21 protein-coding genes are annotated in these 20,193 nt (G+C 36.7%); 12 read left to right on the top strand and 9 right to left on the bottom strand.

What is annotated here, in order from left to right:
* Nucleotides 1-305: 305 nt before the first annotated feature.
* From QCQ61_RS08250 to QCQ61_RS08230, 5 genes are all read left to right on the top strand, one after another.
* Nucleotides 306-809, top strand: coding sequence for a hypothetical protein (locus tag QCQ61_RS08250; protein WP_279447159.1), 504 nt, complete (start codon nucleotides 306-308; stop codon nucleotides 807-809).
* Nucleotides 810-823: 14 nt separating this feature from the next.
* The gene (locus QCQ61_RS08245) at nucleotides 824-2,644 is read left to right on the top strand and encodes a tetratricopeptide repeat-containing sensor histidine kinase (RefSeq protein WP_279447158.1); all 1,821 of its coding nucleotides are present in this window, start codon (nucleotides 824-826) and stop codon (nucleotides 2,642-2,644) included.
* Complete coding sequence (locus QCQ61_RS08240; RefSeq protein ID WP_279447157.1) at nucleotides 2,641-3,267, top strand: response regulator; 627 nt, start codon at nucleotides 2,641-2,643, stop codon at nucleotides 3,265-3,267. The genes QCQ61_RS08245 and QCQ61_RS08240 overlap by 4 nt, the downstream gene beginning before the upstream one ends.
* A gap of 124 nt (nucleotides 3,268-3,391) precedes the next feature.
* On the top strand, nucleotides 3,392-4,009 hold the full coding sequence (locus tag QCQ61_RS08235) for a hypothetical protein (protein WP_279447156.1): 618 nt from the start codon (nucleotides 3,392-3,394) through the stop codon (nucleotides 4,007-4,009).
* A gap of 78 nt (nucleotides 4,010-4,087) precedes the next feature.
* Complete coding sequence (locus QCQ61_RS08230) at nucleotides 4,088-4,786, top strand: hypothetical protein (RefSeq protein ID WP_279447155.1); 699 nt, start codon at nucleotides 4,088-4,090, stop codon at nucleotides 4,784-4,786.
* Between the two features lie 140 nt (nucleotides 4,787-4,926).
* On the opposite strand, the gene QCQ61_RS08225 is transcribed toward QCQ61_RS08230, so the two are convergent.
* The gene (locus QCQ61_RS08225) at nucleotides 4,927-6,966 is read right to left on the bottom strand and encodes a dipeptidyl-peptidase 3 family protein (protein WP_279447153.1); all 2,040 of its coding nucleotides are present in this window, start codon (nucleotides 6,964-6,966) and stop codon (nucleotides 4,927-4,929) included.
* A 147-nt stretch (nucleotides 6,967-7,113) separates the two neighbouring features.
* On the opposite strand from QCQ61_RS08225, the gene QCQ61_RS08220 reads away from it, so the two are divergent.
* Both QCQ61_RS08220 and crcB read left to right on the top strand, forming a co-directional pair.
* Nucleotides 7,114-8,169, top strand: coding sequence for an SRPBCC family protein (locus QCQ61_RS08220; RefSeq protein ID WP_279447152.1), 1,056 nt, complete (start codon nucleotides 7,114-7,116; stop codon nucleotides 8,167-8,169).
* A complete protein-coding gene (crcB, locus tag QCQ61_RS08215) occupies nucleotides 8,170-8,541 on the top strand; it encodes a fluoride efflux transporter CrcB (protein ID WP_279447151.1) in 372 nt (123 codons plus the stop codon).
* Here crcB and QCQ61_RS08210 read toward each other — a convergent pair.
* Nucleotides 8,538-9,146 (bottom strand): DUF1684 domain-containing protein, encoded by a 609-nt coding sequence (locus QCQ61_RS08210; protein WP_279447150.1) that lies wholly within the window; start codon nucleotides 9,144-9,146, stop codon nucleotides 8,538-8,540. The two genes, crcB and QCQ61_RS08210, sit on opposite strands and share 4 nt — an antisense overlap.
* A gap of 250 nt (nucleotides 9,147-9,396) precedes the next feature.
* On the opposite strand from QCQ61_RS08210, the gene QCQ61_RS08205 reads away from it, so the two are divergent.
* Complete coding sequence (locus QCQ61_RS08205) at nucleotides 9,397-10,620, top strand: MDR family MFS transporter (protein WP_279447149.1); 1,224 nt, start codon at nucleotides 9,397-9,399, stop codon at nucleotides 10,618-10,620.
* A 19-nt stretch (nucleotides 10,621-10,639) separates the two neighbouring features.
* Here the strand turns inward: QCQ61_RS08205 and QCQ61_RS08200 are convergent, their stop codons facing one another.
* Together QCQ61_RS08200 and QCQ61_RS08195 are read right to left on the bottom strand one after the other, a co-directional pair.
* Entirely contained in the window at nucleotides 10,640-10,825 is a 186-nt protein-coding gene (locus QCQ61_RS08200; RefSeq protein WP_279447148.1) for a DUF1328 domain-containing protein, read from the bottom strand.
* 93 nt (nucleotides 10,826-10,918) lie between these two features.
* The gene (locus QCQ61_RS08195) at nucleotides 10,919-11,362 is read right to left on the bottom strand and encodes an Lrp/AsnC family transcriptional regulator (RefSeq protein WP_279447147.1); all 444 of its coding nucleotides are present in this window, start codon (nucleotides 11,360-11,362) and stop codon (nucleotides 10,919-10,921) included.
* Nucleotides 11,363-11,485: 123 nt separating this feature from the next.
* Between QCQ61_RS08195 and QCQ61_RS08190 the strand changes: the two genes are divergently transcribed.
* On the top strand, nucleotides 11,486-11,881 hold the full coding sequence (locus tag QCQ61_RS08190) for a hypothetical protein (protein WP_279447146.1): 396 nt from the start codon (nucleotides 11,486-11,488) through the stop codon (nucleotides 11,879-11,881).
* A gap of 129 nt (nucleotides 11,882-12,010) precedes the next feature.
* Here QCQ61_RS08190 and QCQ61_RS08185 read toward each other — a convergent pair whose 3' ends face one another.
* From QCQ61_RS08185 to QCQ61_RS08175, 3 genes are read right to left on the bottom strand one after another with little or no spacing between them, the layout of a single operon-like run.
* On the bottom strand, nucleotides 12,011-12,469 hold the full coding sequence (locus QCQ61_RS08185) for an RES family NAD+ phosphorylase (RefSeq protein ID WP_279447145.1): 459 nt from the start codon (nucleotides 12,467-12,469) through the stop codon (nucleotides 12,011-12,013).
* 2 nt (nucleotides 12,470-12,471) lie between these two features.
* Nucleotides 12,472-12,972 carry an Xre family toxin-antitoxin system antitoxin gene (locus QCQ61_RS08180; protein ID WP_279447144.1) on the bottom strand — a complete coding sequence of 167 codons (501 nt, stop codon included), beginning with the start codon at nucleotides 12,970-12,972 and terminating at the stop codon, nucleotides 12,472-12,474.
* A gap of 54 nt (nucleotides 12,973-13,026) precedes the next feature.
* Nucleotides 13,027-16,452: a methylmalonyl-CoA mutase family protein gene (locus QCQ61_RS08175; protein ID WP_279447143.1), complete on the bottom strand. Its 3,426-nt coding sequence runs from the start codon at nucleotides 16,450-16,452 to the stop codon at nucleotides 13,027-13,029.
* Between the two features lie 163 nt (nucleotides 16,453-16,615).
* On the opposite strand from QCQ61_RS08175, the gene QCQ61_RS08170 reads away from it, so the two are divergent.
* The 3 genes from QCQ61_RS08170 to QCQ61_RS08160 all read left to right on the top strand — a co-directional run bounded on the left by QCQ61_RS08170 (nucleotide 16,616) and on the right by QCQ61_RS08160 (nucleotide 18,594).
* The gene (locus tag QCQ61_RS08170) at nucleotides 16,616-17,515 is read left to right on the top strand and encodes a T9SS type A sorting domain-containing protein (protein ID WP_279447142.1); all 900 of its coding nucleotides are present in this window, start codon (nucleotides 16,616-16,618) and stop codon (nucleotides 17,513-17,515) included.
* An 82-nt stretch (nucleotides 17,516-17,597) separates the two neighbouring features.
* A complete protein-coding gene (locus QCQ61_RS08165; protein ID WP_279447141.1) occupies nucleotides 17,598-18,305 on the top strand; it encodes a DUF4197 domain-containing protein in 708 nt (235 codons plus the stop codon).
* A 106-nt stretch (nucleotides 18,306-18,411) separates the two neighbouring features.
* Nucleotides 18,412-18,594 (top strand): Lacal_2735 family protein, encoded by a 183-nt coding sequence (locus QCQ61_RS08160; protein ID WP_279447140.1) that lies wholly within the window; start codon nucleotides 18,412-18,414, stop codon nucleotides 18,592-18,594.
* 2 nt (nucleotides 18,595-18,596) lie between these two features.
* Here the strand turns inward: QCQ61_RS08160 and QCQ61_RS08155 are convergent, their stop codons facing one another.
* Nucleotides 18,597-19,370, bottom strand: a complete 774-nt coding sequence (locus QCQ61_RS08155; protein ID WP_279447139.1) for an ABC transporter substrate-binding protein — start codon at nucleotides 19,368-19,370, stop codon at nucleotides 18,597-18,599.
* Entirely contained in the window at nucleotides 19,357-20,178 is an 822-nt protein-coding gene (pyrF, locus tag QCQ61_RS08150; protein ID WP_279447138.1) for an orotidine-5'-phosphate decarboxylase, read from the bottom strand. Before pyrF ends, QCQ61_RS08155 begins: the two co-directional genes overlap by 14 nt.
* Between the last annotated feature and the right edge of the window lie 15 nt (nucleotides 20,179-20,193).

The following is a 20,193-nucleotide window of genomic DNA, read 5'->3' as shown; positions in this document are numbered from 1 at the left end:
TGTTTCTGTAATTTGTTTGAACCAAAAGAGGTCGTATAATATGTATTTATTCGACCTCTTTTATTTAAAAACCAATCTCTTGATAAGTTTAGAAATTTCAATATTTTATTTAGAAAGAACAGTCCAATTTTACTCCTTGAATATCAAACAAATAGTTGCCTGTCTTAATTCTTCTAATTAAATTAGTGCTTTACCATTTTGTAGTTTTTAAGCAAATATACCCCCTAAAGAGGATTTTATTATCCCTAAGATTAGCGAATCTTTGAAGTATAAATCATTACTAATTCAAAAAAAAAAAAACAATTATGGGTATCAAGACAATTACGCTCTGTTTTACAACTCTATTTTTTCTTTTGGCAACTACTAGCTGCAAGGAAAAAACGGTAGAATTTGCAATAACCAACGTATCCGCAGCCGGTACCGAGTATGATATTTGCACCTCCAATTGTGCTGTTTTAACAGATAAATCGTGCTACAATACTGAAGATGGCACTGCCATTTTGTATATGCCTGTGCCAAAAGATCATTACTTAACAATAAAAAAACAAAGTGGCAACGAAATATATTTTGAAGCCAATGGTTCCCAATTAGATCAGGATTACAGCATTTTTAAAATTAGGTTAAGCGGACTCAAAAAGACTGCTGGATCTAAATTATTCGTTTTTTTAGATATAAACAGTAACAATCAGGTTTGCGCAAGCGGGAAAAACCCCGGTAAACTAGGCGTAAAAAAGAAAGGTACCGAAATTTCAGGACACCCCATTTTAGATAATGGCTGCACACCTTCTGGCGTATGTATAACACGATAATTTTTAGCATTTGTATGATATTTATTTCTGCTGGTTGGTCGCAGGAAGATTCTACATTTTATTATTTTGACCAGACTACACCAGAACGGTTAATTAAAGCCAAGATTGAAAAAACGAAAGATCCGGCTTTAAAAAGTTATTATCGGCTCGTATATTTCAGTAAGAATAGAAACGTAGATTCCATGGGGTATTACCTTAAAAAAATTGATGCCCAGCAAGGTTTACCAGCTACCCTTTTACCTAGACTATTATACTTAAATGCGTATTACAATCGTATATTGGATAACGATTCCCTCGCATTTGTCTATCATCAAAAAGCCTTAATACAAGCCACCAAAAACGAAGACACCTTAACAATATTAAATAGTTTAAGCGGACTTTCGCAGTCGTGGGATTATAAGGAAGACAACCATTACAGGCTTGATTATCTGGAAAAACTTAAGCTGGCCGCCAACAAATACAACAATCAAAGTTTTAGCATAATTTACAGCTATCTTTTAGGAAATTACCACTTGTTTAGAGACCATAATACGGAAGCTCTAAATAATTACAAAAAGGTTTTAGCAAATACTTTTGGTCCTCGCGATAGTATTTTATTGGTGGGAACTCTTGGCAATATTGGAGCCTTATACCAAACAAATATTAGCAATCCAGATTCTGCCATTTATTATTACAATAAAAAACTAAATCTTATTGAAACGAATCCCAATTTTGGTACTGCCGAACATTATCTAAACGTTTACAATAATTTAGGAAAAGCCTACGCTACTAAAAAAAATTATCTGCAAGCAAGATTAAATCTGGAAAAAGCATTGGAGTATAATACTACAAAAAATAAGGTTTTTAATGAACTCATGATAGCCGAAAATTTAGCCGAAGTTAACGCAGGACTCGGTTATTTTAAAGAAGGTTTTTATAATCTAAAAAATGTAATTAAACTTTCCGATAGCTTAAGCGAAGAAGAACACCAAGAAAGCATTGCAAACATAATTGAAAACTACGACAACGATACATTAAAATCTAATTTGAAACAACAGAAAATACAACAGCGCAACCTATGGATTGGGGCTTCAATTTTGATGGTTGTACTCAGTGTTATTTCATATTTAATTTTTAAAAATGCCAAACGCAAGCAGTATATCGCCGAGCAACAGCGCGAAATAGAAATTCAAAAAACCGAGAAAATGCTAAAGGAGCAAGAACTCACTACCATAGATGCAATGATAGCGGGTCAGGAAAAGGAACGTGAACGCGTGGCAAGCGATTTACACGACAGCGTTGGCGCAACTCTCGCAGCAGCAAAATTGCAATTTAACCATTTGAAAAACAATAAAGGAAAACTGCCAAACGAAGCCGAAATTTTTGAAAAAACAAGTGTACTTTTAGAGGATGCTTACAGCGAAATCCGAGCTATGGCACATTTAAAAAACAGTGGTGTGATAGCCAAAAACGGCTTGTTGCCTGCTGTAACTAAACTAGCAAAGAATGCTTCGGGAACCAATAATTTAACAATTGATGTACAAGATTTTGGACTAGATGAAAGGCTCGAAAATTCAATGGAAATTGCAGTTTTTAGAATAATTCAAGAACTTGTAACTAACATCATTAAACACTCAAAAGCTTCCGAAGCCAGCATATCTATTACGCAACATACAGATTCACTCAACATAATTGTAGAGGATAATGGCCGTGGATTTAATCCGAAGCAAATTCACGAAAAAGACGGCATGGGTCTTGCCAATATAGAACGTCGGGTGGAGCATTTAGAAGGTAGTATGGAAGTAGATTCAACAATAGGAAGAGGCACAACCGTATTAATAGATATACCAATATGATAACTGTAGCAATAGCCGAAGACCACCAAAGTCTGGTGGACGGTATAAATTTATTACTGAAATATGAAGAGGGCATTTCTATTGTTGGAATGGCCAACGATGGCGAAGCCCTGCTGGAAATTGTACGTAAAAAGCAACCAAAAGTAGTTTTAACCGATATTAAAATGCCAAAAATAGACGGCATTGCCGCTACCAAAATCATCAAAAACGAATTTCCCCAAATTAAGATTGTGGCTTTTACAATGTTTAGCCAACACGATGCTGTTTCGCAAATGATTGCCGCAGGTGCTTCGGGATATTTACTAAAAAACTCGCCCTTAGAAGAAGTATTGAACGCAATAAAAACAGTAGCTGCTGGCAATACGTTTTTTGACCGCGGAATTGATCCTTCCTTTCTAAATGAAACCGCCGAAACCACTTCACAAAAACCCATTTTGTCTAAAAGCGAACGTGAAATTTTACGCTATATCGGGCAAGGAAAAACAAGCAGTCAGATTGCAAATTTGCGCTTCACAGCTGTTTCTACGGTAGAGAAGCACCGAAAAAACATGATGCACAAACTAGGCCTTTCCGGTAAAGGCGAACTATTGCGCTACGCTTTGGAACAGAAATACGACTTTTAGGCCAAACCCTATTGCGTTATACCTCTTGCACACTAATGGCAAAGTTGAAAATACCCTTAAACAGGTATTTTTTTTTGGCTTTACTCCGTATAGTTTTGGGTATAACTAACTAAATAAAATAATTATGAAATTTTTACTAAGCAGTATTTTTCTTTTATCCGTAGTAATAGGGACGGCTCAAAATGGAGCGGTTACCCAAACCGTCGAAAGATCGGAAAGTATTAAACCTTTACGAATTGGAACAAAATTAGGCATCCCAAGTTTAATTACCCTAAATGCCGAATATGTTACTCCATTGCTGGATGAACGTGTTGCGGCGTCACTGGATTTTATAAGCCTTTCAAAAACCGTGGACGATGTAAGCATTAAGTACAATAACTTTGAAATTGGTACAAATGTTTACTTAAACGAAACAGGCAAGGGACTTTATGGTTCACTTTCCTACCTGTCTTTTAAAAGCACGGGAACTTTTGAAGATGTAGATTTTGACGATGGCTCATATGGGCCTGGAAAAGCAAAAATTGATTTTAGCACCATAAATTTTAAGGTAGGTGCCAAATTAGGCAGAGTGTTTTATTTTAGAGTTGAATTAGGCTACGGCTTCGGAAAAATACCGGAAACCGTTACAGTGGTCAGTAGCGATTCTAACGCGAAAGCACAAGAAGATATCCCAAATATTCCGGGAATGGGTTCATCGGGTACAGTAATTTTTAATATTGGATTCGGTTTCGGCTTCCTATAAATATACCCTCTATTAGGTATTTCAATTAAAAATTTAAACAATTACTTTTAACGTACTAATTAAATTAACACTCAAATTATGAAAAACTTTATACTCTTATTTGCAATTGCATTCAGCACGGTTATGATTGGTTCGCCTATAAATTCGGCAATTCCAGACGACGCAGCAGCTGGAAAGAAAAAGGTAGAAGTAGGCTCTTCAGAAAGCGATGCCGAGATCTTTTTAAACGGAAAACTAATAGGCAAAGGAAGTACAGTTATTACGGTTCCCAAAGATGATTGCGTTACAGTAATTGCTAAAAAAATTGGCTTTTTAACAGAACGAATTGAGTTCTGTAATAAAAAAGGCATGACCAAACCGCCTAAAACTTATTTTATTGAAATGAAACGCGACGACGCCTACGACGCTTCTATACAAACCGATATTGCCAATGTAGATATTGAAATGGTCGTGAATACCATGGATAAAGATCAAGCTTGGAAACTCATGAACCAAATTGTATTATCATACATTGACGTAATTGAAATGACCGATAAAGACACTGGTTATCTACGTACCGCTTGGTCTTTAAAAACCTTTATGCAAAACACCATTCGCACACGTATAATAATTAAGGAAACATCTACCAATCCCTTGGTTTTTAAAATAAAATTAGTGAGCGAAGCTTCTGGCTTACCGCTTACAAGCGTAAAAAGCGACGAACTTTACAAGGAATGGGATCGAGTTTTAAGAAGCTACTCCGATGTAATCGGTGAGTTTCAAGCACGTTTAAAATAATATTTCGCCTTTGTATTAGTAGCTGAAATTTCGTTAAACAACTTTGAATAAAAATAGATTAACTAGCCAAATTAATGTTCAACTAAAAAAGCCTTCAAAACAAAATTTTGAAGGCTTTTAAATTTTATGTAATTCAGCATTTAATTTACTGCTGGCAAATTGCTATAATTTTTAGAGTAATAAAGCATCTGTTCGTCAAAAGACTTTGGTTGCTCTATGGTGAAACTTTCAATTTCGCCATTATCGTCCATTTTTGGAACAATTAGCGGGTTTACAAAACCACTATACGGTGCCGATGTAAATTGCTTATTGCGCTCCAAAATTTCTTTGTGAATAGCCTGATCTACTTTAACGCCGTAGGTTTCAACTAAATGTTGTACTGCATTATAATCGCCTTCGCTTTTTATACGTTGTGTTTCGCGAAGCAATTCGCCAAACAATTCGTGAAGTTTATCGTAATCGTTAATATTGAAATAGGTTTTTCCGTCCCGGGTAATTTTTTCTATTACATTGTCTGCCTTTCCTTTTTCATAAACCCAAGCAGAAACCCATTGGCGGTTTCGCATGTGAGCTTCTTCTACATCATCGCCCAAATTAAGCCTAATTAATTGCGTCATTAGCCCATTGCGGATGTAACCGTCATAAGCGGCCATTCCAATTTTTTTCCAATCGTCTACCAATCCCAATTCCTGGAGTTTAGGACTGTATAAATAGTAAAGCCCCACCAAATCTGCGCGACCTTCTTCTAAAGTAGAAGCATAGTTTTTAAGAGTTTCTTTGGTTTCGCCAACCCCAGGATTTAATTGGCCCGAAGCATGACCAATAACTTCGTGCAGTGCTGTGTGAAGTTTATCGGCTTGTTGCCCGTATTTTTCTTCCAATTTAAGTTCTTCAGCATCGTTTACAAACTCTTTTAATCTACCTGAACTTCCTGCGTTGTTATAGGCTTCGATAATATTTCCTAAGGAAACAGATTTACTGCCCACCGCAGCGCGAATCCAGTTTGCATTTGGCAAGTTAACACCAATTGGCGTGCTTGGCGATGCATCACCCGCTTCTCCGGCAACATTTACAACTTTATAAGTTACCCCCACCACACTGTCTTTTTTATGTTCTTCCATCAATGGTGAATTATCTTCAAACCATTGAGCGTTTTCAGAAAGTACTGCCATTTTTTCAGACATGTCAAAATCTTTCAGTTGTACAATAGTCTCGTAGGAGCCCTTGTAGCCTAACGGATCGTTATACACTTCAATAAAGCTGTTAATGTAATCTATATTTCCTTCAGTTGCGGCGGTCCACGCTACGTTATAATCGTCCCAAGTTTGTAGGTCGCCAGTTTTGTAGTATTTAATTAACAAGCCAATTGCATCGCCTTGGGCTTGGTTTTCTGCAACTCCCTGTGCTTTTTCTAACCATCCAATAATTTTATCTATCGCTGCGCCGTAAAGTCCACCAGATTTATAAACTAGTTCCTTTAGTTCGCCATTTTCTTTTACCAATTTAGAATTTAAACCAAAAGACAATGGTTTTTTAGGATTGGGAGATTTTTTATTGCCGTAAAAATTTTCCACATCTTTATTGGTAACATTGGGTCCATAAAAGTTTACAGCACTTTCTGCAACGTTATCAACACCTTTGGCCTGATTCACTTTTTTTGAATCCTTATCGTTAAAAATTACGTCAAAAGCTTCGCCTTCTAATTTCGTATTAGTATCGGTTAAAAGCTGTTTTAAATAATCTGAAGAAAATTCAGGTATAAGTTTGGCATTGCTATAATGGTGATGAATACCATTACTGAACCAAACACGCTTTAAATAAGTTTCAAAGTTTTTCCAATCTTCCGTGTTTTTATCGCCCTTATAATTCGTGTAAATATTTTCAAGTGCTTTTCTAATGGTAAGATTGTGGCGGTAGTTTTGATCCCACATTATATCTCTTCCTTCCAGACCAGCTTTGGTGAGATAGTATACCAGTTTTTGCTCCTTTAAACTAAGTTGCTCCCAACCAGGAATTTGGTAACGCAGTATTTTTACATCGCCGAACGACTCAACATTGTAATCAAACTCTGTATTCGCTACATTTTCAGTTTGGGCTATATTGTTCTCTGTCTTGTTTTCTTTACAAGAAAAAAACAATAAACCGCTTATTGCCATTGCAATAAAAAGGGTCTTCTTCATATTATAAAATTTTTAGGTTCTCGCAAATGTACTAAAATATTTATCGCAATATTATAAAGATGAAAACATAGAAAATGGAACCTGCGCATTTTAAAATGCGTCTACGAAATTTCACTATCTTAGCAACACCAATCAACACCCTACCTAATGAAAATTTTAAAGTATTTATTTTTTCTACTTCTTATAGTAATTATCGGAAGCGCAATTTATTTTGGCACGCAAGACGGAACTTTTAATATTCAGGATTCTGAAGTAATTGCCGCGCCACCCGAGGTGGTTTTTAACAAGGTAAACGATTATAAGAGTTGGGAAGAATGGGGGCCATGGAAAAAGGAAGATCCCACCATTACCTTTACCTATGCCGAAAAAACTTCTGGCGAAGGCGCTTCCTATTCTTGGGAAGGTGATATGAGCGGCTCCATGACTACCACCAAGGTAATTCCCAATAAAGAAATAGCTCAGGATTTAACATTGCAAACTCCGGCAGGCGAACGCAAAAATAAAGTGTATTGGACATTTGAAGAAGTGGAAGAAGGTACAAAAGTTACCTGGGGAATGAAAGGCGAACACCCCTTAATAGATAAAGTATATTACGCGCTAAGCGGTTTCGATTTTGAAACAGCAATGCACGAAATGAATAAAACCGGTCTTGATGCAATTGCAAAAGAAGTAGCCGAAGATATAAAACAGTATTCCATAAACGTAGATGGCGTAACCCAATATGGTGGCGGATATTATATGTACACCACAACTGTTGCCAAACAAGATGCTGTAAACGAAAAAATGACTCCGTTAATGAACGAAGTACTCAAATTTGTAAAGCAGCACAATTTAAACATGGCCGGGAATCCTTTTACAATCTACAACGAAATAGACAACGCTAACAATACCGTAATTTTTTCGGCGGGTATTCCGGTGAAGGAACAAGTTATTACTCCCGAAGGCAGTCCCGTAGTATGCGGCTTTATGGATCCTGTTACAACAATAAAGATTTCGTTAAAAGGAAATTATGAACATCTTTCAGAAGCTTATTTAAAAGGAAGACAGTACATTACTGAAAACGGACATGAAATAGACACCACCCGAAAAATGTTTGAAGTTTATGTTACCGATCCCGAAGAAGTGCCTAATCCCGCCAATTGGGTGACCGAAATATACATCCCAATAATTTCTTCTGCCCAACCCATAGAATTAGGATTGTAAATGAAACAGCTCGCTTTGGTTTTTATTGGTGGTGGTTTGGGAAGCACATTGCGATACGGGCTAGCCAAATATTTAAACAGCTATGAAACCGGCATACCATACGGGACGTTAGCAGCCAATATTTTAGGAAGTTTATTAATTGGAATAATATTAGGGGTTGCATTAAAAAACGAAACGCTATCACAGAATACCGTTCTGTTTTTGGCTACAGGTTTCTGTGGTGGATTCACAACATTTTCAACCTTTGCTTATGAAAACCATCTATTTTTAAAAGCAGGCGATTTTATTTCGTTTGCGCTTTATACTATGGCAAGCTTTGTAGTTGGTTTTGCAATGGTTTTTTTGGGAATGTGGGTGGCAAAGTTTTTTTAATGTTTTCCAAAATCCTTTACACCCGCTTCAATTCTTATTAATAAATCATTTTCCTTTGGCGGAATCGGGCACGAATAACGCGCGCTGTACGCACAATACGGATTATACGCTTTATTAAAATCTATAACAATTGTATCTCCTTCGGGAATTCGGAGATCAACATATCTGCCCCCGCCGTAAGATCCGTTACCACTGGTTAAATCGGTAAACGGAAGAAAAAGATAATCTTCGTATCCAGGTTCATCATAAGGCAATACATTTTTAAAAAGGTTTAAAACAAAATCCTTTCCGTCTATATTAAAATGTGCTTCGCCGTATTTTACGTATTCCGGCGTACGGGAAGTAGTAGTTGGCATTAAGAATGGTTTTTCATTTGGTGTGCGAACAAATTTGGCCGTAACGATAAACTTTTCTTCAATGGGATAAAACTCCAATCCTGCAAATTTCTCAAAATCCTCGGGCTCCAAAATAGTGGTTTCGGGATTGCTAAATTCCTCATTTAACTTTAATTGTTCCGCTTTACTTTCTGAAATCGCACTGTTGTTTTGCGCTGAAATTGAAACGCTTATTAAAATGAAACAGCAAAATATTTGAAATCCCTTCATCTGTAGTTTTTAGTAAAAATATAAAAAAGACAATTAGTGCTTCCTTTTTGTTATGAAATATTATTTTTCACTACATTTGATTCATATTTAAAAACATATGAACCATTCTGCATATACTTGCCGCACCTACCAGGTCATTTCTAGAAAGAAATACCGGCGATGTATGTATTGATCTTAAGTAAAGATAAAATTTTTCAATATAAAAACGTCCCGGCCATTCCCGGGACGTTTTAGTTTTATAGAACCACGTATGAAAAAGATGTATAATAGTTATGTAGCAAATTTTCGCGGCCTATCGCGCGAAATCTGGCTATTATCATTGGTTACTTTTATTAATCGTGCGGGCGCAATGGTAATCCCATTTTTATCGTTATACCTTGTAAATGTTGAAGGTTTTACGTTGCCACAGGTGGGTTGGATTATGTCTTGTTTCGGACTTGGTTCCTTAGCGGGTACGTATATTGGAGGAAAATTAACTGACACCATTGGCTTTTACAAAGTAATCCTTATGAGCCTGTTTCTAGGAGGCATAGGGTTTGTATTATTACAATTTATAAATACCTTTTATGGTTTTTGTATCGGCATATTTATTTTAACCCTAATGACCGATGCAGGCCGGCCTGCAATATTTGTTGCCGCAGACACCTACAGTAAACCGGGAAATATTACCAGATGTATTGCCTTGATAAGGTTGGCGATAAATCTTGGATTTTCCATTGGGCCCTTGGTTGGCGGTCTTATAATAGCAAATCTTAATTATACATCGCTTTTTTGGATAGATGGGCTTTCGTGTATGATGGCTGCTCTTGGAGTGTTTGTTCTTTTACAACCAAAAAAACAAAAAAATACAATCACAGAAAAAACTACTCTTGTAAAAGAAGGCGTTCCGCCCTATCTAAACAAGCTTTTTATTTTGTTTTTTGTAATTATGATTGCCAATAGTCTGGCATTTGTTCAATATTTTTCAGTAATGCCCATATATTATGAGCAGGTTCATTTTCTGTCTGAAGATGTTATTGGCTGGTTATTATTTATAAATGGTGCTACCATTGTAGTATTTGAAATGCCCCTGATTTCGTGGCTAGACAGAAAACAAATTTCAAAAACCATGGCTACCTTTTGGGGGATTTTATGTTTAGGACTAAGCTTTTTGGTTTTAAATTTAACTAGCTGGAGCGGCATTTTGGTAGTAGCCATGTTGTTGATGACGTTTGGAGAAATGATTGGATTTCCATTTTCCAATGCCCTCGCGTTAGAAATGGCACCAAAAGGCCGAAAAGGCAGCTATATGGGTTTGTACAGTATGAGTTTTAGTTTCGCCCATTTAATAGGTCATAACGGGGGGATGAACCTAGTTAATAGCGTTGGGTACTTTAACACATGGACGGTCTTTTCAGGTTTTCTGCTTATTATCGCCTTATTGACGATTTGGCTCTACTTTAGGTTAAAAAAATCGGAAGTTGGTAAAGTATAATTTCAATTTAAAACGTAGCTTAATTTTTAGAACGCTTTTGCCTACGCGAAATAATTACTGCATCTAAACATGAAATCATTAACCCAATACTAGCGAACAAACACAGTATGCGCACAATTTTATCTCCTGGAAATTCCAAACCTGTAAATCCTAGAAGCGCTGTTGTAATAGTTGCTATTAAAAAAGAAAAGGTATATTTTTTCATTGCAATTTGTAGTTTAATTTTCAACTAAAATATTCCTTTTAAAAACAGTAATCTCTTAAAATGAATCTAATTGTTTTGAATTTAACAAACAGATTATTTAAGCATTTTTATGTTGTTGTTTTTAACCACGTGAGAGAGAACAATTTGCGTTTTTGTTTCGCCATAGATAATAAGTTGATCTATAAACGACTCTAAATGTTTTTGATTTTTTAAAACTACTTCCATCACAATATTTTCATTTCCGGTAATCCGGTAACAATTTAATACTTCGTCATAGGTTTTTACAATTTCCAGAAAAGGTTTCAGTTTTCCCATAAATGCTCGGAGTGTAATAATTGCTTTAAACTGATATCCGGCTTCAAAAGGCGAAACCACAGTAAAATAGCCCGTAATAATTCCGGAGTCTTCCATTTTTCTAATTCGTTCAGAAACTGCGGGCGAACTAATTCCCACTTGCCTACCAATTTCGGTGTTGGGCTGGCGTGCATTTTTTTGCAAACAATTCAAAATTTTCCAATTTAAAACATCAATGCTCATTTTAAACTATTTTTAAAATAATATTTAATTATTAAACCAAATATACGCTTTTACCTTAATATCGATTATATAATGCGCTACATAGTTCTTAAATTTGATTCGCTTTAAAAAGAAAAATAAAAAATGTCTTATCCTTCATTTGGTAAAAATTCAGAATCGGCTGTTTATGCCAAAGCGTTAGATATATTCTCATTGGCAAGAAATATTTCATCATATCTCAGTCACGATTTAGCGCATCTTCACAAAAATGGCGCAGAAGATCCCAACATATATTTTACCGGCGATATTGTGCAACAGTCCGTTTCGCTCGGACCAGAAATTTTGAAAGCCGAAAGCCAGCCATTTTCTGAGGAAAAACACAAATATGCGGCTTCCGTAATGCGTTTATCAAACTTGCTCTATAAAAATTGCGAACGTTTGGAGAGAGTAAATAGCAACGGGAAGGATTTTTTACCATTACTTCGAAAAGAGCTGAAAAAATTCAGAAAACTTCAACATACCTGGAGATTAACTCTGTAGCGTTGATTTACTTCGGTATTTTTTTAATCTGTTAGTCATAAATTATAATGATGAAGACCCGTATGACGACATTTCTTTTTATCCCCTTGACTATTTAGATTTTTAAGAAGATGACTAATTACCACGCATTTATCTAATTAAGCGCGGATCAAAATCCAACGACTGCTTTTTTATAATCTTAATGCTTTCAATGTCTTTATGGGTTGGATTTATTAGAATATTGTGCTCCAGCCCCAAAATAGCGGAGGGCACACGCAATGCCAAACTTTCCTGACGTTTTAGCCAAGTGGAACCCAACATTTGCACTTGTTTTTCTGCTCCTTCGGAACTCCATTTTGGTTTAATAAAATCTAAAGACTTAATAGGTTTTATAAATTCATCTGGAATTTCTGCTTCAATAAAAGAATAGCCCATAGGCAATTTGGCAAATTCTACATGAACAATAATCTCTAGCAAACTCAGGGAGAGGTTTTGCGAGAAATAGATTACCGGGTCACCCACCAAATTCCATCTACCGCCATACAATCTGGCTCCTTCACCGGAAAAATCGTCTATATATTCGGTTTTGGTGATTCGGTATATTCGCACGATTAAGAAGGGATTCCGTGGGCAATGCGACCAAGCACATTTTTCACATATTGAATTCCAAACCGTGTATCTAAAAAATCTAAGGGTTGCTGACCCTTAAATATATAAGGTTTGGAATGTAACCAATTTCTAAAATCTTCGAGTGTTTCAAAAACACGTATACCCTCCGAAACTAATTTAGCAATCTCAAAAAGCTGTTCAGATGCTGAAACCCCAAGAAGATCGGTATCACTTTTCCGTTGTAAGGTACGATGCGAAATATGTAGCAAATCGCTCAATCTATCCATGGATATGCCCAATACTTCACAAATAGAGTACACAACACTTTTGGGTAAACCTTTTCGAGTTATGATGATAAGATCTATATCGCTGTTAACGGCCTGCCCTACTTGCCCAATACCTCCTAAAACGCTAACTATTCTATCAAAAGGATTATCGAGTAAATAGAAAACCTCAGGCTCTTTCACTAAAATTACATCGGACGAATTTTGCTGATTTTTCATATTCACGACATTTGACACAAATATACGTATTTTTGTCGTGTTTATGAAATTTCTTTACATATTTCGCCTATATTGCCCTCCTACTTCAAAAAGACTTTCGGTTATCTGCCCCAATGAGCATACTTTGGTAGCGTCCATTAATTGCTCAAACATATTTTCATTATGGATAGCTGCCGTCTTTACTTTTTCTAGAACATCAACCGATTGATCCTGATACATTTTATGAAGGCTTTTCAAGGTTTCAATCTGTACCTGCTTTTCATCTTCGGTGGCACGAATTACTTCCGCTGGAAGAACGGTAGGCGATCCTTTACTGCTTAAAAAAGTATTAACCCCAATAATTGGAAAATCGCCATTGTGTTTTAATGTTTCGTAATACAAACTTTCCTCTTGAATTTTGCTGCGTTGGTACATGGTTTCCATGGCTCCCAAAACACCCCCGCGTTCGGTAATACTATCAAATTCCTTTAAAACGGCTTCTTCAACTAAATCTGTTAACTCTTCAATAATAAAAGCACCTTGAATTGGGTTTTCATTTTTGGCCAATCCCAATTCTTTATTAATAATTAACTGAATCGCCATGGCGCGGCGTACGCTTTCTTCGGTAGGGGTGGTTATTGCCTCATCGTACGCGTTAGTGTGCAATGAATTGCAATTATCGTAAATAGCGTACAGAGCCTGTAAGGTGGTACGAATGTCGTTAAAGTCTATTTCCTGTGCGTGTAAGGAACGGCCAGAGGTTTGGATGTGGTATTTTAACATTTGCGCCCTAGAATTTGCGCCGTATTTTTCCTTCATTGCTTTAGACCAAATTTTTCTGGCAACACGCCCTATAACCGCATATTCGGGATCTATTCCGTTGCTAAAGAAAAACGACAGATTTGGACCAAACTCGTTTATATCCATTCCGCGACTCAAATAGTATTCCACGTAAGTGAAACCATTTGCAAGTGTAAAAGCCAGCTGGGTAATCGGATTTGCACCAGCTTCGGCAATATGGTACCCACTAATTGATACCGAGTAGAAGTTTCTAACTTTTTTCTCAATAAAATATTCCTGTACATCGCCCATTAACCGAAGTGCAAATTCAGTTGAAAAAATACAGGTGTTTTGTGCTTGATCTTCTTTTAAAATATCTGCCTGTACGGTGCCACGTACCTGTTGTAAGGTTTCGTATTTTATTTTATCGTAAACGTCTAAATCCAAAACTTGATCGCCAGTTACTCCGAGAAGCATTAGCCCTAAACCGTTATTACTCTCTGGAAGTTTTCCGTGATATTTAGGACGTTCAATACCTTTTTGCTTGTAAATGGCATTTATTTTCTTTTCAACTTCATCTTCCAAATTATTTTCTTGAATATACTTTTCGCAATTTTGATCGATCGCGGCATTCATAAAAAAACCCAACAACATGGGTGCAGGCCCGTTAATCGTCATACTTACCGAGGTCATCGGATGGCTTAAATCGAAACCTGAATACAGTTTTTTGGCATCGTCCAAACAACAAATTGACACCCCGGCATTTCCAATTTTTCCATAGATATCGGGTCTTAAATCTGGATCGTTCCCGTAAAGTGTCACGCTATCAAAAGCTGTGGAAAGTCTTTTTGCAGGCAAGCCCATACTTACATAATGAAAACGACGATTGGTGCGTTCTGGCCCTCCTTCACCGGCAAACATTCTTGCAGGATCCTCACCCGTTCTTTTAAAAGGATACAGTCCCGCGGTAAAAGGAAATTCTCCCGGTACATTTTCCTGAAGCACCCATTTTAAAATGTCGCCCCACGCTTGGTATTTCGGCAAAGCAACTTTCGGAATTTGTGTATGGGAGAGCGATTCGGTATGGGTTTTAATATTAATCTCTTTCCCTCGCACTTTAAAGCTATATACAGGATTTTTATATTTATTAACCTTTTCTTCCCATCCGGTAATAACTTCCCAGTTATAGGGATCTAAATTTAATTTTTCACGGTCAAATTCAGCTAATAACAATTTTAATAGATCTTTGTTTTTTTCTGAATTCTCAAACGATTCTGAAGCAATACCCGCTTTATCGAGTTGTGGCTGTTTTGCAGAAATACTTTCAATGGTTTTATAAATTCCATAGAGTTTTTGGGCTACTTCTGCTTGTTCTTCAGCTCTTTTATCATAGCTTCTATTGTTTTCGGATATTTCAGAAAGATAGCGTGTACGCGCAGGTGGAATAACAAAAACCTTTTCTTCCATTTCTTCCGAAACATGAAAATCGCTGTGTAACGCGGCTTTGGTTTTTTCAGCAATTTCCTTCATAATTGCCTTATAAAGTTTATTCATTCCCGGATCGTTAAACTGCGAAGCAATGGTGCCGTAAACCGGAAGCTCGTCTTGCGGAGTATCCCACAACAGATGGTTGCGAACATATTGTTTTTTTACGTCGCGCAATGCATCCAACGAACCGCGTTTATCAAATTTATTAATCGCTACCAAATCTGCAAAATCGAGCATGTCAATTTTTTCCAGTTGGGTGGCGGCACCAAATTCGGGGGTCATTACGTAAAGTGAAACATCGCTGTGTTCAATAATTTCGGTATCGCTTTGCCCAATTCCGGATGTTTCGAGGATTATTAAATCGTATTCCGCAGCCTTTAAAATTTGGATGGCTTCCGAAACATATTTTGAAAGTGCCAAATTGCTCTGCCGTGTTGCCAAACTGCGCATATATACCCGTGGCGAATTAATAGCGTTCATTCTAATTCGGTCTCCCAGCAAAGCACCGCCAGTTTTTCTTTTGGAAGGATCTACGGAAACAATACCAATGGTTTTCTCTGGAAAGTCTATTAAAAATCTACGGACCAATTCATCTACCAACGAAGATTTTCCAGCGCCTCCTGTGCCGGTTATTCCTAAAACCGGGGTAGCGCTCTTTTTATTTTTTAAATGAATTTTATCGAGCGCAGCCTTCGCAACTTCCGGAAAATTTTCGGCTGCTGAAATAATTCGAGCTATTGCCCCAACGTCTTTGTTGGCTAACTTTTCAACTTTTCCGTTTAATGCATCACCTATGGGAAAATCAGCCAATTCTACCAGATTATTAATCATTCCTTGAAGGCCTAATTCCCGACCATCATCAGGAGCGTAAATTCTGGTGATACCATAATCCATTAACTCCTTAATTTCTGAAGGCAGGATAACGCCGCCGCCGCCGCCAAAAATTTTTATATGGCCAGCACCCTTTTCCTGCAATAAATCATACATATACTTAAAGTACTCGTTATGCCCACCTTGATAGGAAGTCATGGCAATTGCGTTTGCATCTTCTTGGATAGCCGTGTTAACAACCTCTTCCACGCTCCTATCATGGCCTAAGTGAATAACTTCCACTCCTGTAGATTGAATAATTCTGCGCATAATATTGATGGCTGCATCATGGCCATCAAATAGCGAAGCTGCCGTTACAATTCGCACTTTATATTTTGGTTTATAGGGATTTACCTTCTCCATTGTATTTTATATAATTTTATGAATTGCAAATTTAGTTAAATCTTAACGAACATAATACTTAAGAACGCTATTGATATCACAAAAAAAACAAAAATCTATTGGGTTATTTTAATAATTTTGTATATTGCAGCATCAATATTAAACAATTTAAAAACTTAACATTATGAAAAAAATTTACTTATTAGCTTTTGCAATAGGAGCTTTTACATTTAGTGCGAACGCCCAAATAATCAATGATGACATGGAAGGTTACTCAACCGGTCCTGTTCATGAAGACCATTGGTCTAACTGGAGCGGCGCTGCTGGCCCAGAAGATTTAGTAATTACTACAGACCAAGCATATTCTGGTTCACAATCAGGTTACATCGGTGATGATGGTGTTCAGGATGCTATGTTGTTATTAGGAAATCAAACTTCTGGTCAATACGAGCTAACTTGGTATATGTATGTTCCTGGAGGAAAAACAGGATACTATAATTTCCAAGAAGATCAAGATACAGGAGCTTCTGGAGGAATCTGGGGTCTTAACGTTCACTTTAACATGGACAACCTTACTCCTGGTACAGGTTATGTTGTTGATGATGCAAACCCTGCGAACATTGTATCTACATTTACTTACCCAGAAAATTTCTGGTTCCAACTTACACACATGATCGATTTAGACACTGACACTGTTGTTATGTCTATCGATGGTACTGAAATCTACAATGGAGATTTCTATACTTCAGGTGGTAACCTAGGTGGTGTTGACTTTTTCTCTATCGATGCAAACAATCAGTATTACTTAGACGATGTTTTATTTAAAACTGCTTCAGCTGGAGTTGAAGACTTCGCTGCTGGTTCTTTCAGTGTGTATCCTAACCCAGTAAAAGATGTATTGAACATTAGCACTAAAACTGCTGTTGACAATGTAACTATTTACGATGTATTAGGAAAAGTAGTTCTTACTCAACAACCTGGTGTTATTTCTCCTAAAGTTGACATGAGCGGTCTTGCTTCTGGAGCTTACATGGTTCAAGTAACTATCGGTAATGCTACAAAAACAGTTAAAGTTCTTAAATAAGAATCTTTATAAATTTTTATAGAAAGAGCCCTTCAATTTTGAAGGGCTTTTTTATATTTGAAACTCACCTAACGCTGTACTCATGGTTTTTAAAAAAGTATTTCTATTTTGTTCCTTCTTCGCTTTAATATCTTGTGCAGAATTGCAACAAGTGGTTAACACCCTTCCAACACAAACCGGCACAGATCCTACTATGATTGCCAGCGGTTTACGACAAGCCTTAAATTTCGGAATTGAAAAGCAAGTTTCAAAACTCACGAAAGAAAACGGCTTTTATTCCAATAAATTGGTGAAAATAATGTTGCCTGCAGAATTACAGAAAGTTGATCAAACACTCAGAGATATAGGTTTGGGTAGTTTGGCAGACCAAGGCATAAAAGCTTTAAACCGAGCCGCAGAAGATGCGGTAAAGGAGGCAACCCCCATTTTTGTTACTGCCGTAAAACAAATAACATTTACCGATGCAAAAAATATTTTATTAGGTCCTGACAATGCAGCTACCAATTATTTAGAGCAGCGTACTAATACTGCGTTATACGCAAAATTTAATCCAGTAATAAAACGTTCTTTTTCAAAGGTTGGTGCAGATCAAATCTGGACCAATATTATTAACCGTTACAATGCTGTACCCTTTGTTGCAAAGGTTAACCCAGATCTTACGGATTACGTTACAAACGAAGCTTTAAATGGCGTTTATAAAATGATTAGCATTGAGGAAAAAGACATTCGCAACAATATTGCTGCAAGAACCACGACCCTACTAAGACAAGTATTTGCATTGCAGGATTAGCTCCCGTCTAATGCCTTTTAAAGCAATACTTTATGAAAGCCTTAACCTCTTATTAGTAGAAACTTATCATTAGCAGCCTTATCTTTGCTTATTAAATTTTGACGTTGTGTATAATCTATTTCGAAGAAAAACTAGAATTGAATTATTAAAAGAACGCTACCGATCACTAATGAAACGTTCTTTTGAGCTGTCAGTAAAAAATCCTGAAAAAAGTGAAAAAGCGCATCAACAAGCCGATAAACTTTTACAGGAAATACAGTACCTTTCAATTATGCACGCCGACAAATAAAATTAATGCAGCGTTTTAAAATATTTAAATGCCTGTATTAAGCGTGAACCGTACCAACTAAAATATTCTCCATCTACCAATTTAACTTCCTTTTCAAATTCGTTTTTAAAAGCTTGCACGTCTTTTTTCTTAAAAGGATAGGGTTCCGTAGAAAGCAAAATTAAATCTGCCTTTCTAAAATCCGCAGGCTCCACTTGAGGATAGCGAACTTGGTTTTGCGAGAATACATTTTCAAAATTATTAATATGCAAAAGGCTATCTATAAATGTTCCTCGTCCAGCAGCCATATACGGTCCTTTCCAAATTAGATAAAGTACCTTTTTAGTATCCAAATCGATTGCAAATTCTTGATGTTTCTTTAGTTCGCAATTAATTTTTGAAATAATTTCGGACGCAATTGCAGCTACTTTAAACACTTCACCAATCCGCGCAATAAAGTCCAAACTATCTGAAACGGATTCAATATCGCTTATCCAAACGGGTGCAATTTTTTCCAATTCCGAAACCATTTCTTTGGTATTTTCCTCCTTATTGCAGATAATAATATTGGGCTGCAACAACTTAATTTTATCAAAATTTACCTGTTTTGTACCACCGACTATCGCTTTTTCATTCTTTAAGTCTTCGGGATGTACACAGAATTTAGTAATGCCTACAATACGTTCGCGCAAACCGAGATCTACCAATAATTCGGTTTGGGATGGCACCAATGAAATTATGCGATCGGGCGTTTTGGAAAGTTTTATGGCTCTATTAAGTTGATCAACGAATTCCATCTAAAATAGACTTCATTTGCAGCTGGATGTTTTTCGCTTCTTCGGCAGCAGCTTCTGCAAAATTTAATTGGTTTGAAGCGTAAATTATTCCTCGGGAAGAATTTACTAACAAACTAATATCAGGGGTCATTCCGTACTTACAGACTTCCGTTAAGCTCCCTCCCTGCGCCCCTACTCCCGGAACCAATAAAAAACTATTTGGAACAATTTTGCGAACCTCAGCAAGATATTCTGCTTTAGTGGCACCAATAACGTACATTAAATTTTCACTGTTTTTCCAGTTTTTTGAAGTTTTTAAAACCTGAGTATAAACAGTTTCGCCTTCAATTTTTTTAGTCTGAAAATCATAAGCACCTTCATTTGACGTAAGAGCTAGTAAAATGGTGTGTTTGTTGTTAAATTCCAGAAAAGGCTCTACCGAATCCCTGCCCATATAGGGCGCTACCGTCACCGAATCGAAACCTAAATCTTCAAAGAAAGCTTTTGCATAACGGGAAGATGTATTGCCAATATCGCCGCGTTTTGCATCGGCAATGGTAAAAATTTCAGGATACGTTTGGTTTAAGTAGTTTATGGTTTTTTCTAAAGACTTCCAGCCTTTAATTCCATAGGCTTCGTAAAACGCGGTATTGGGCTTGAATGCAACGGTGTAATTGTGCGTGGCATCTATTATAGCTTTATTGAACGAAAAAATGGGATCTTCTTCCTCTAAAAGAAAATTCGGAATTTTATCAAGATCTACATCCAACCCAACACAAAGAAAAGAATTCTTTTTTCTAATTTCTGAAATTAATTTATCTGTAGTCATCTTTCTGTATTTCAG

The organism is Aequorivita marisscotiae (genome assembly GCF_029814825.1).
Lineage (GTDB): Bacteria > Bacteroidota > Bacteroidia > Flavobacteriales > Flavobacteriaceae > Aequorivita > Aequorivita marisscotiae.
The sequence above is the reverse complement of the archived record's forward strand: the minus strand, read 5'-3'. Positions and strand labels throughout refer to the sequence as shown.

What these genes read in the sequence shown, in the direction of transcription:
- QCQ61_RS08175 (WP_279447143.1), bottom strand. Translation starts at nt 16,452, where the DNA reads ATGGAGAAGGTAAATCCCTATAAACCAAAATATAAAGTGCGAATTGTA.
- QCQ61_RS08170 (WP_279447142.1), top strand. Translation starts at nt 16,616, where the DNA reads ATGAAAAAAATTTACTTATTAGCTTTTGCAATAGGAGCTTTTACATTT.
- QCQ61_RS08210 (WP_279447150.1), bottom strand. Translation starts at nt 9,146, where the DNA reads ATGAAGGGATTTCAAATATTTTGCTGTTTCATTTTAATAAGCGTTTCA.
- QCQ61_RS08225 (WP_279447153.1), bottom strand. Translation starts at nt 6,966, where the DNA reads ATGAAGAAGACCCTTTTTATTGCAATGGCAATAAGCGGTTTATTGTTT.
- QCQ61_RS08235 (WP_279447156.1), top strand. Translation starts at nt 3,392, where the DNA reads ATGAAATTTTTACTAAGCAGTATTTTTCTTTTATCCGTAGTAATAGGG.
- QCQ61_RS08220 (WP_279447152.1), top strand. Translation starts at nt 7,114, where the DNA reads ATGAAAATTTTAAAGTATTTATTTTTTCTACTTCTTATAGTAATTATC.
- pyrF (WP_279447138.1), bottom strand. Translation starts at nt 20,178, where the DNA reads ATGACTACAGATAAATTAATTTCAGAAATTAGAAAAAAGAATTCTTTT.
- QCQ61_RS08200 (WP_279447148.1), bottom strand. Translation starts at nt 10,825, where the DNA reads ATGAAAAAATATACCTTTTCTTTTTTAATAGCAACTATTACAACAGCG.
- QCQ61_RS08205 (WP_279447149.1), top strand. Translation starts at nt 9,397, where the DNA reads ATGAAAAAGATGTATAATAGTTATGTAGCAAATTTTCGCGGCCTATCG.
- QCQ61_RS08190 (WP_279447146.1), top strand. Translation starts at nt 11,486, where the DNA reads ATGTCTTATCCTTCATTTGGTAAAAATTCAGAATCGGCTGTTTATGCC.
- QCQ61_RS08245 (WP_279447158.1), top strand. Translation starts at nt 824, where the DNA reads ATGATATTTATTTCTGCTGGTTGGTCGCAGGAAGATTCTACATTTTAT.
- QCQ61_RS08195 (WP_279447147.1), bottom strand. Translation starts at nt 11,362, where the DNA reads ATGAGCATTGATGTTTTAAATTGGAAAATTTTGAATTGTTTGCAAAAA.
- QCQ61_RS08230 (WP_279447155.1), top strand. Translation starts at nt 4,088, where the DNA reads ATGAAAAACTTTATACTCTTATTTGCAATTGCATTCAGCACGGTTATG.
- QCQ61_RS08155 (WP_279447139.1), bottom strand. Translation starts at nt 19,370, where the DNA reads ATGGAATTCGTTGATCAACTTAATAGAGCCATAAAACTTTCCAAAACG.
- crcB (WP_279447151.1), top strand. Translation starts at nt 8,170, where the DNA reads ATGAAACAGCTCGCTTTGGTTTTTATTGGTGGTGGTTTGGGAAGCACA.
- QCQ61_RS08180 (WP_279447144.1), bottom strand. Translation starts at nt 12,972, where the DNA reads ATGAAAAATCAGCAAAATTCGTCCGATGTAATTTTAGTGAAAGAGCCT.
- QCQ61_RS08165 (WP_279447141.1), top strand. Translation starts at nt 17,598, where the DNA reads ATGGTTTTTAAAAAAGTATTTCTATTTTGTTCCTTCTTCGCTTTAATA.
- QCQ61_RS08250 (WP_279447159.1), top strand. Translation starts at nt 306, where the DNA reads ATGGGTATCAAGACAATTACGCTCTGTTTTACAACTCTATTTTTTCTT.
- QCQ61_RS08240 (WP_279447157.1), top strand. Translation starts at nt 2,641, where the DNA reads ATGATAACTGTAGCAATAGCCGAAGACCACCAAAGTCTGGTGGACGGT.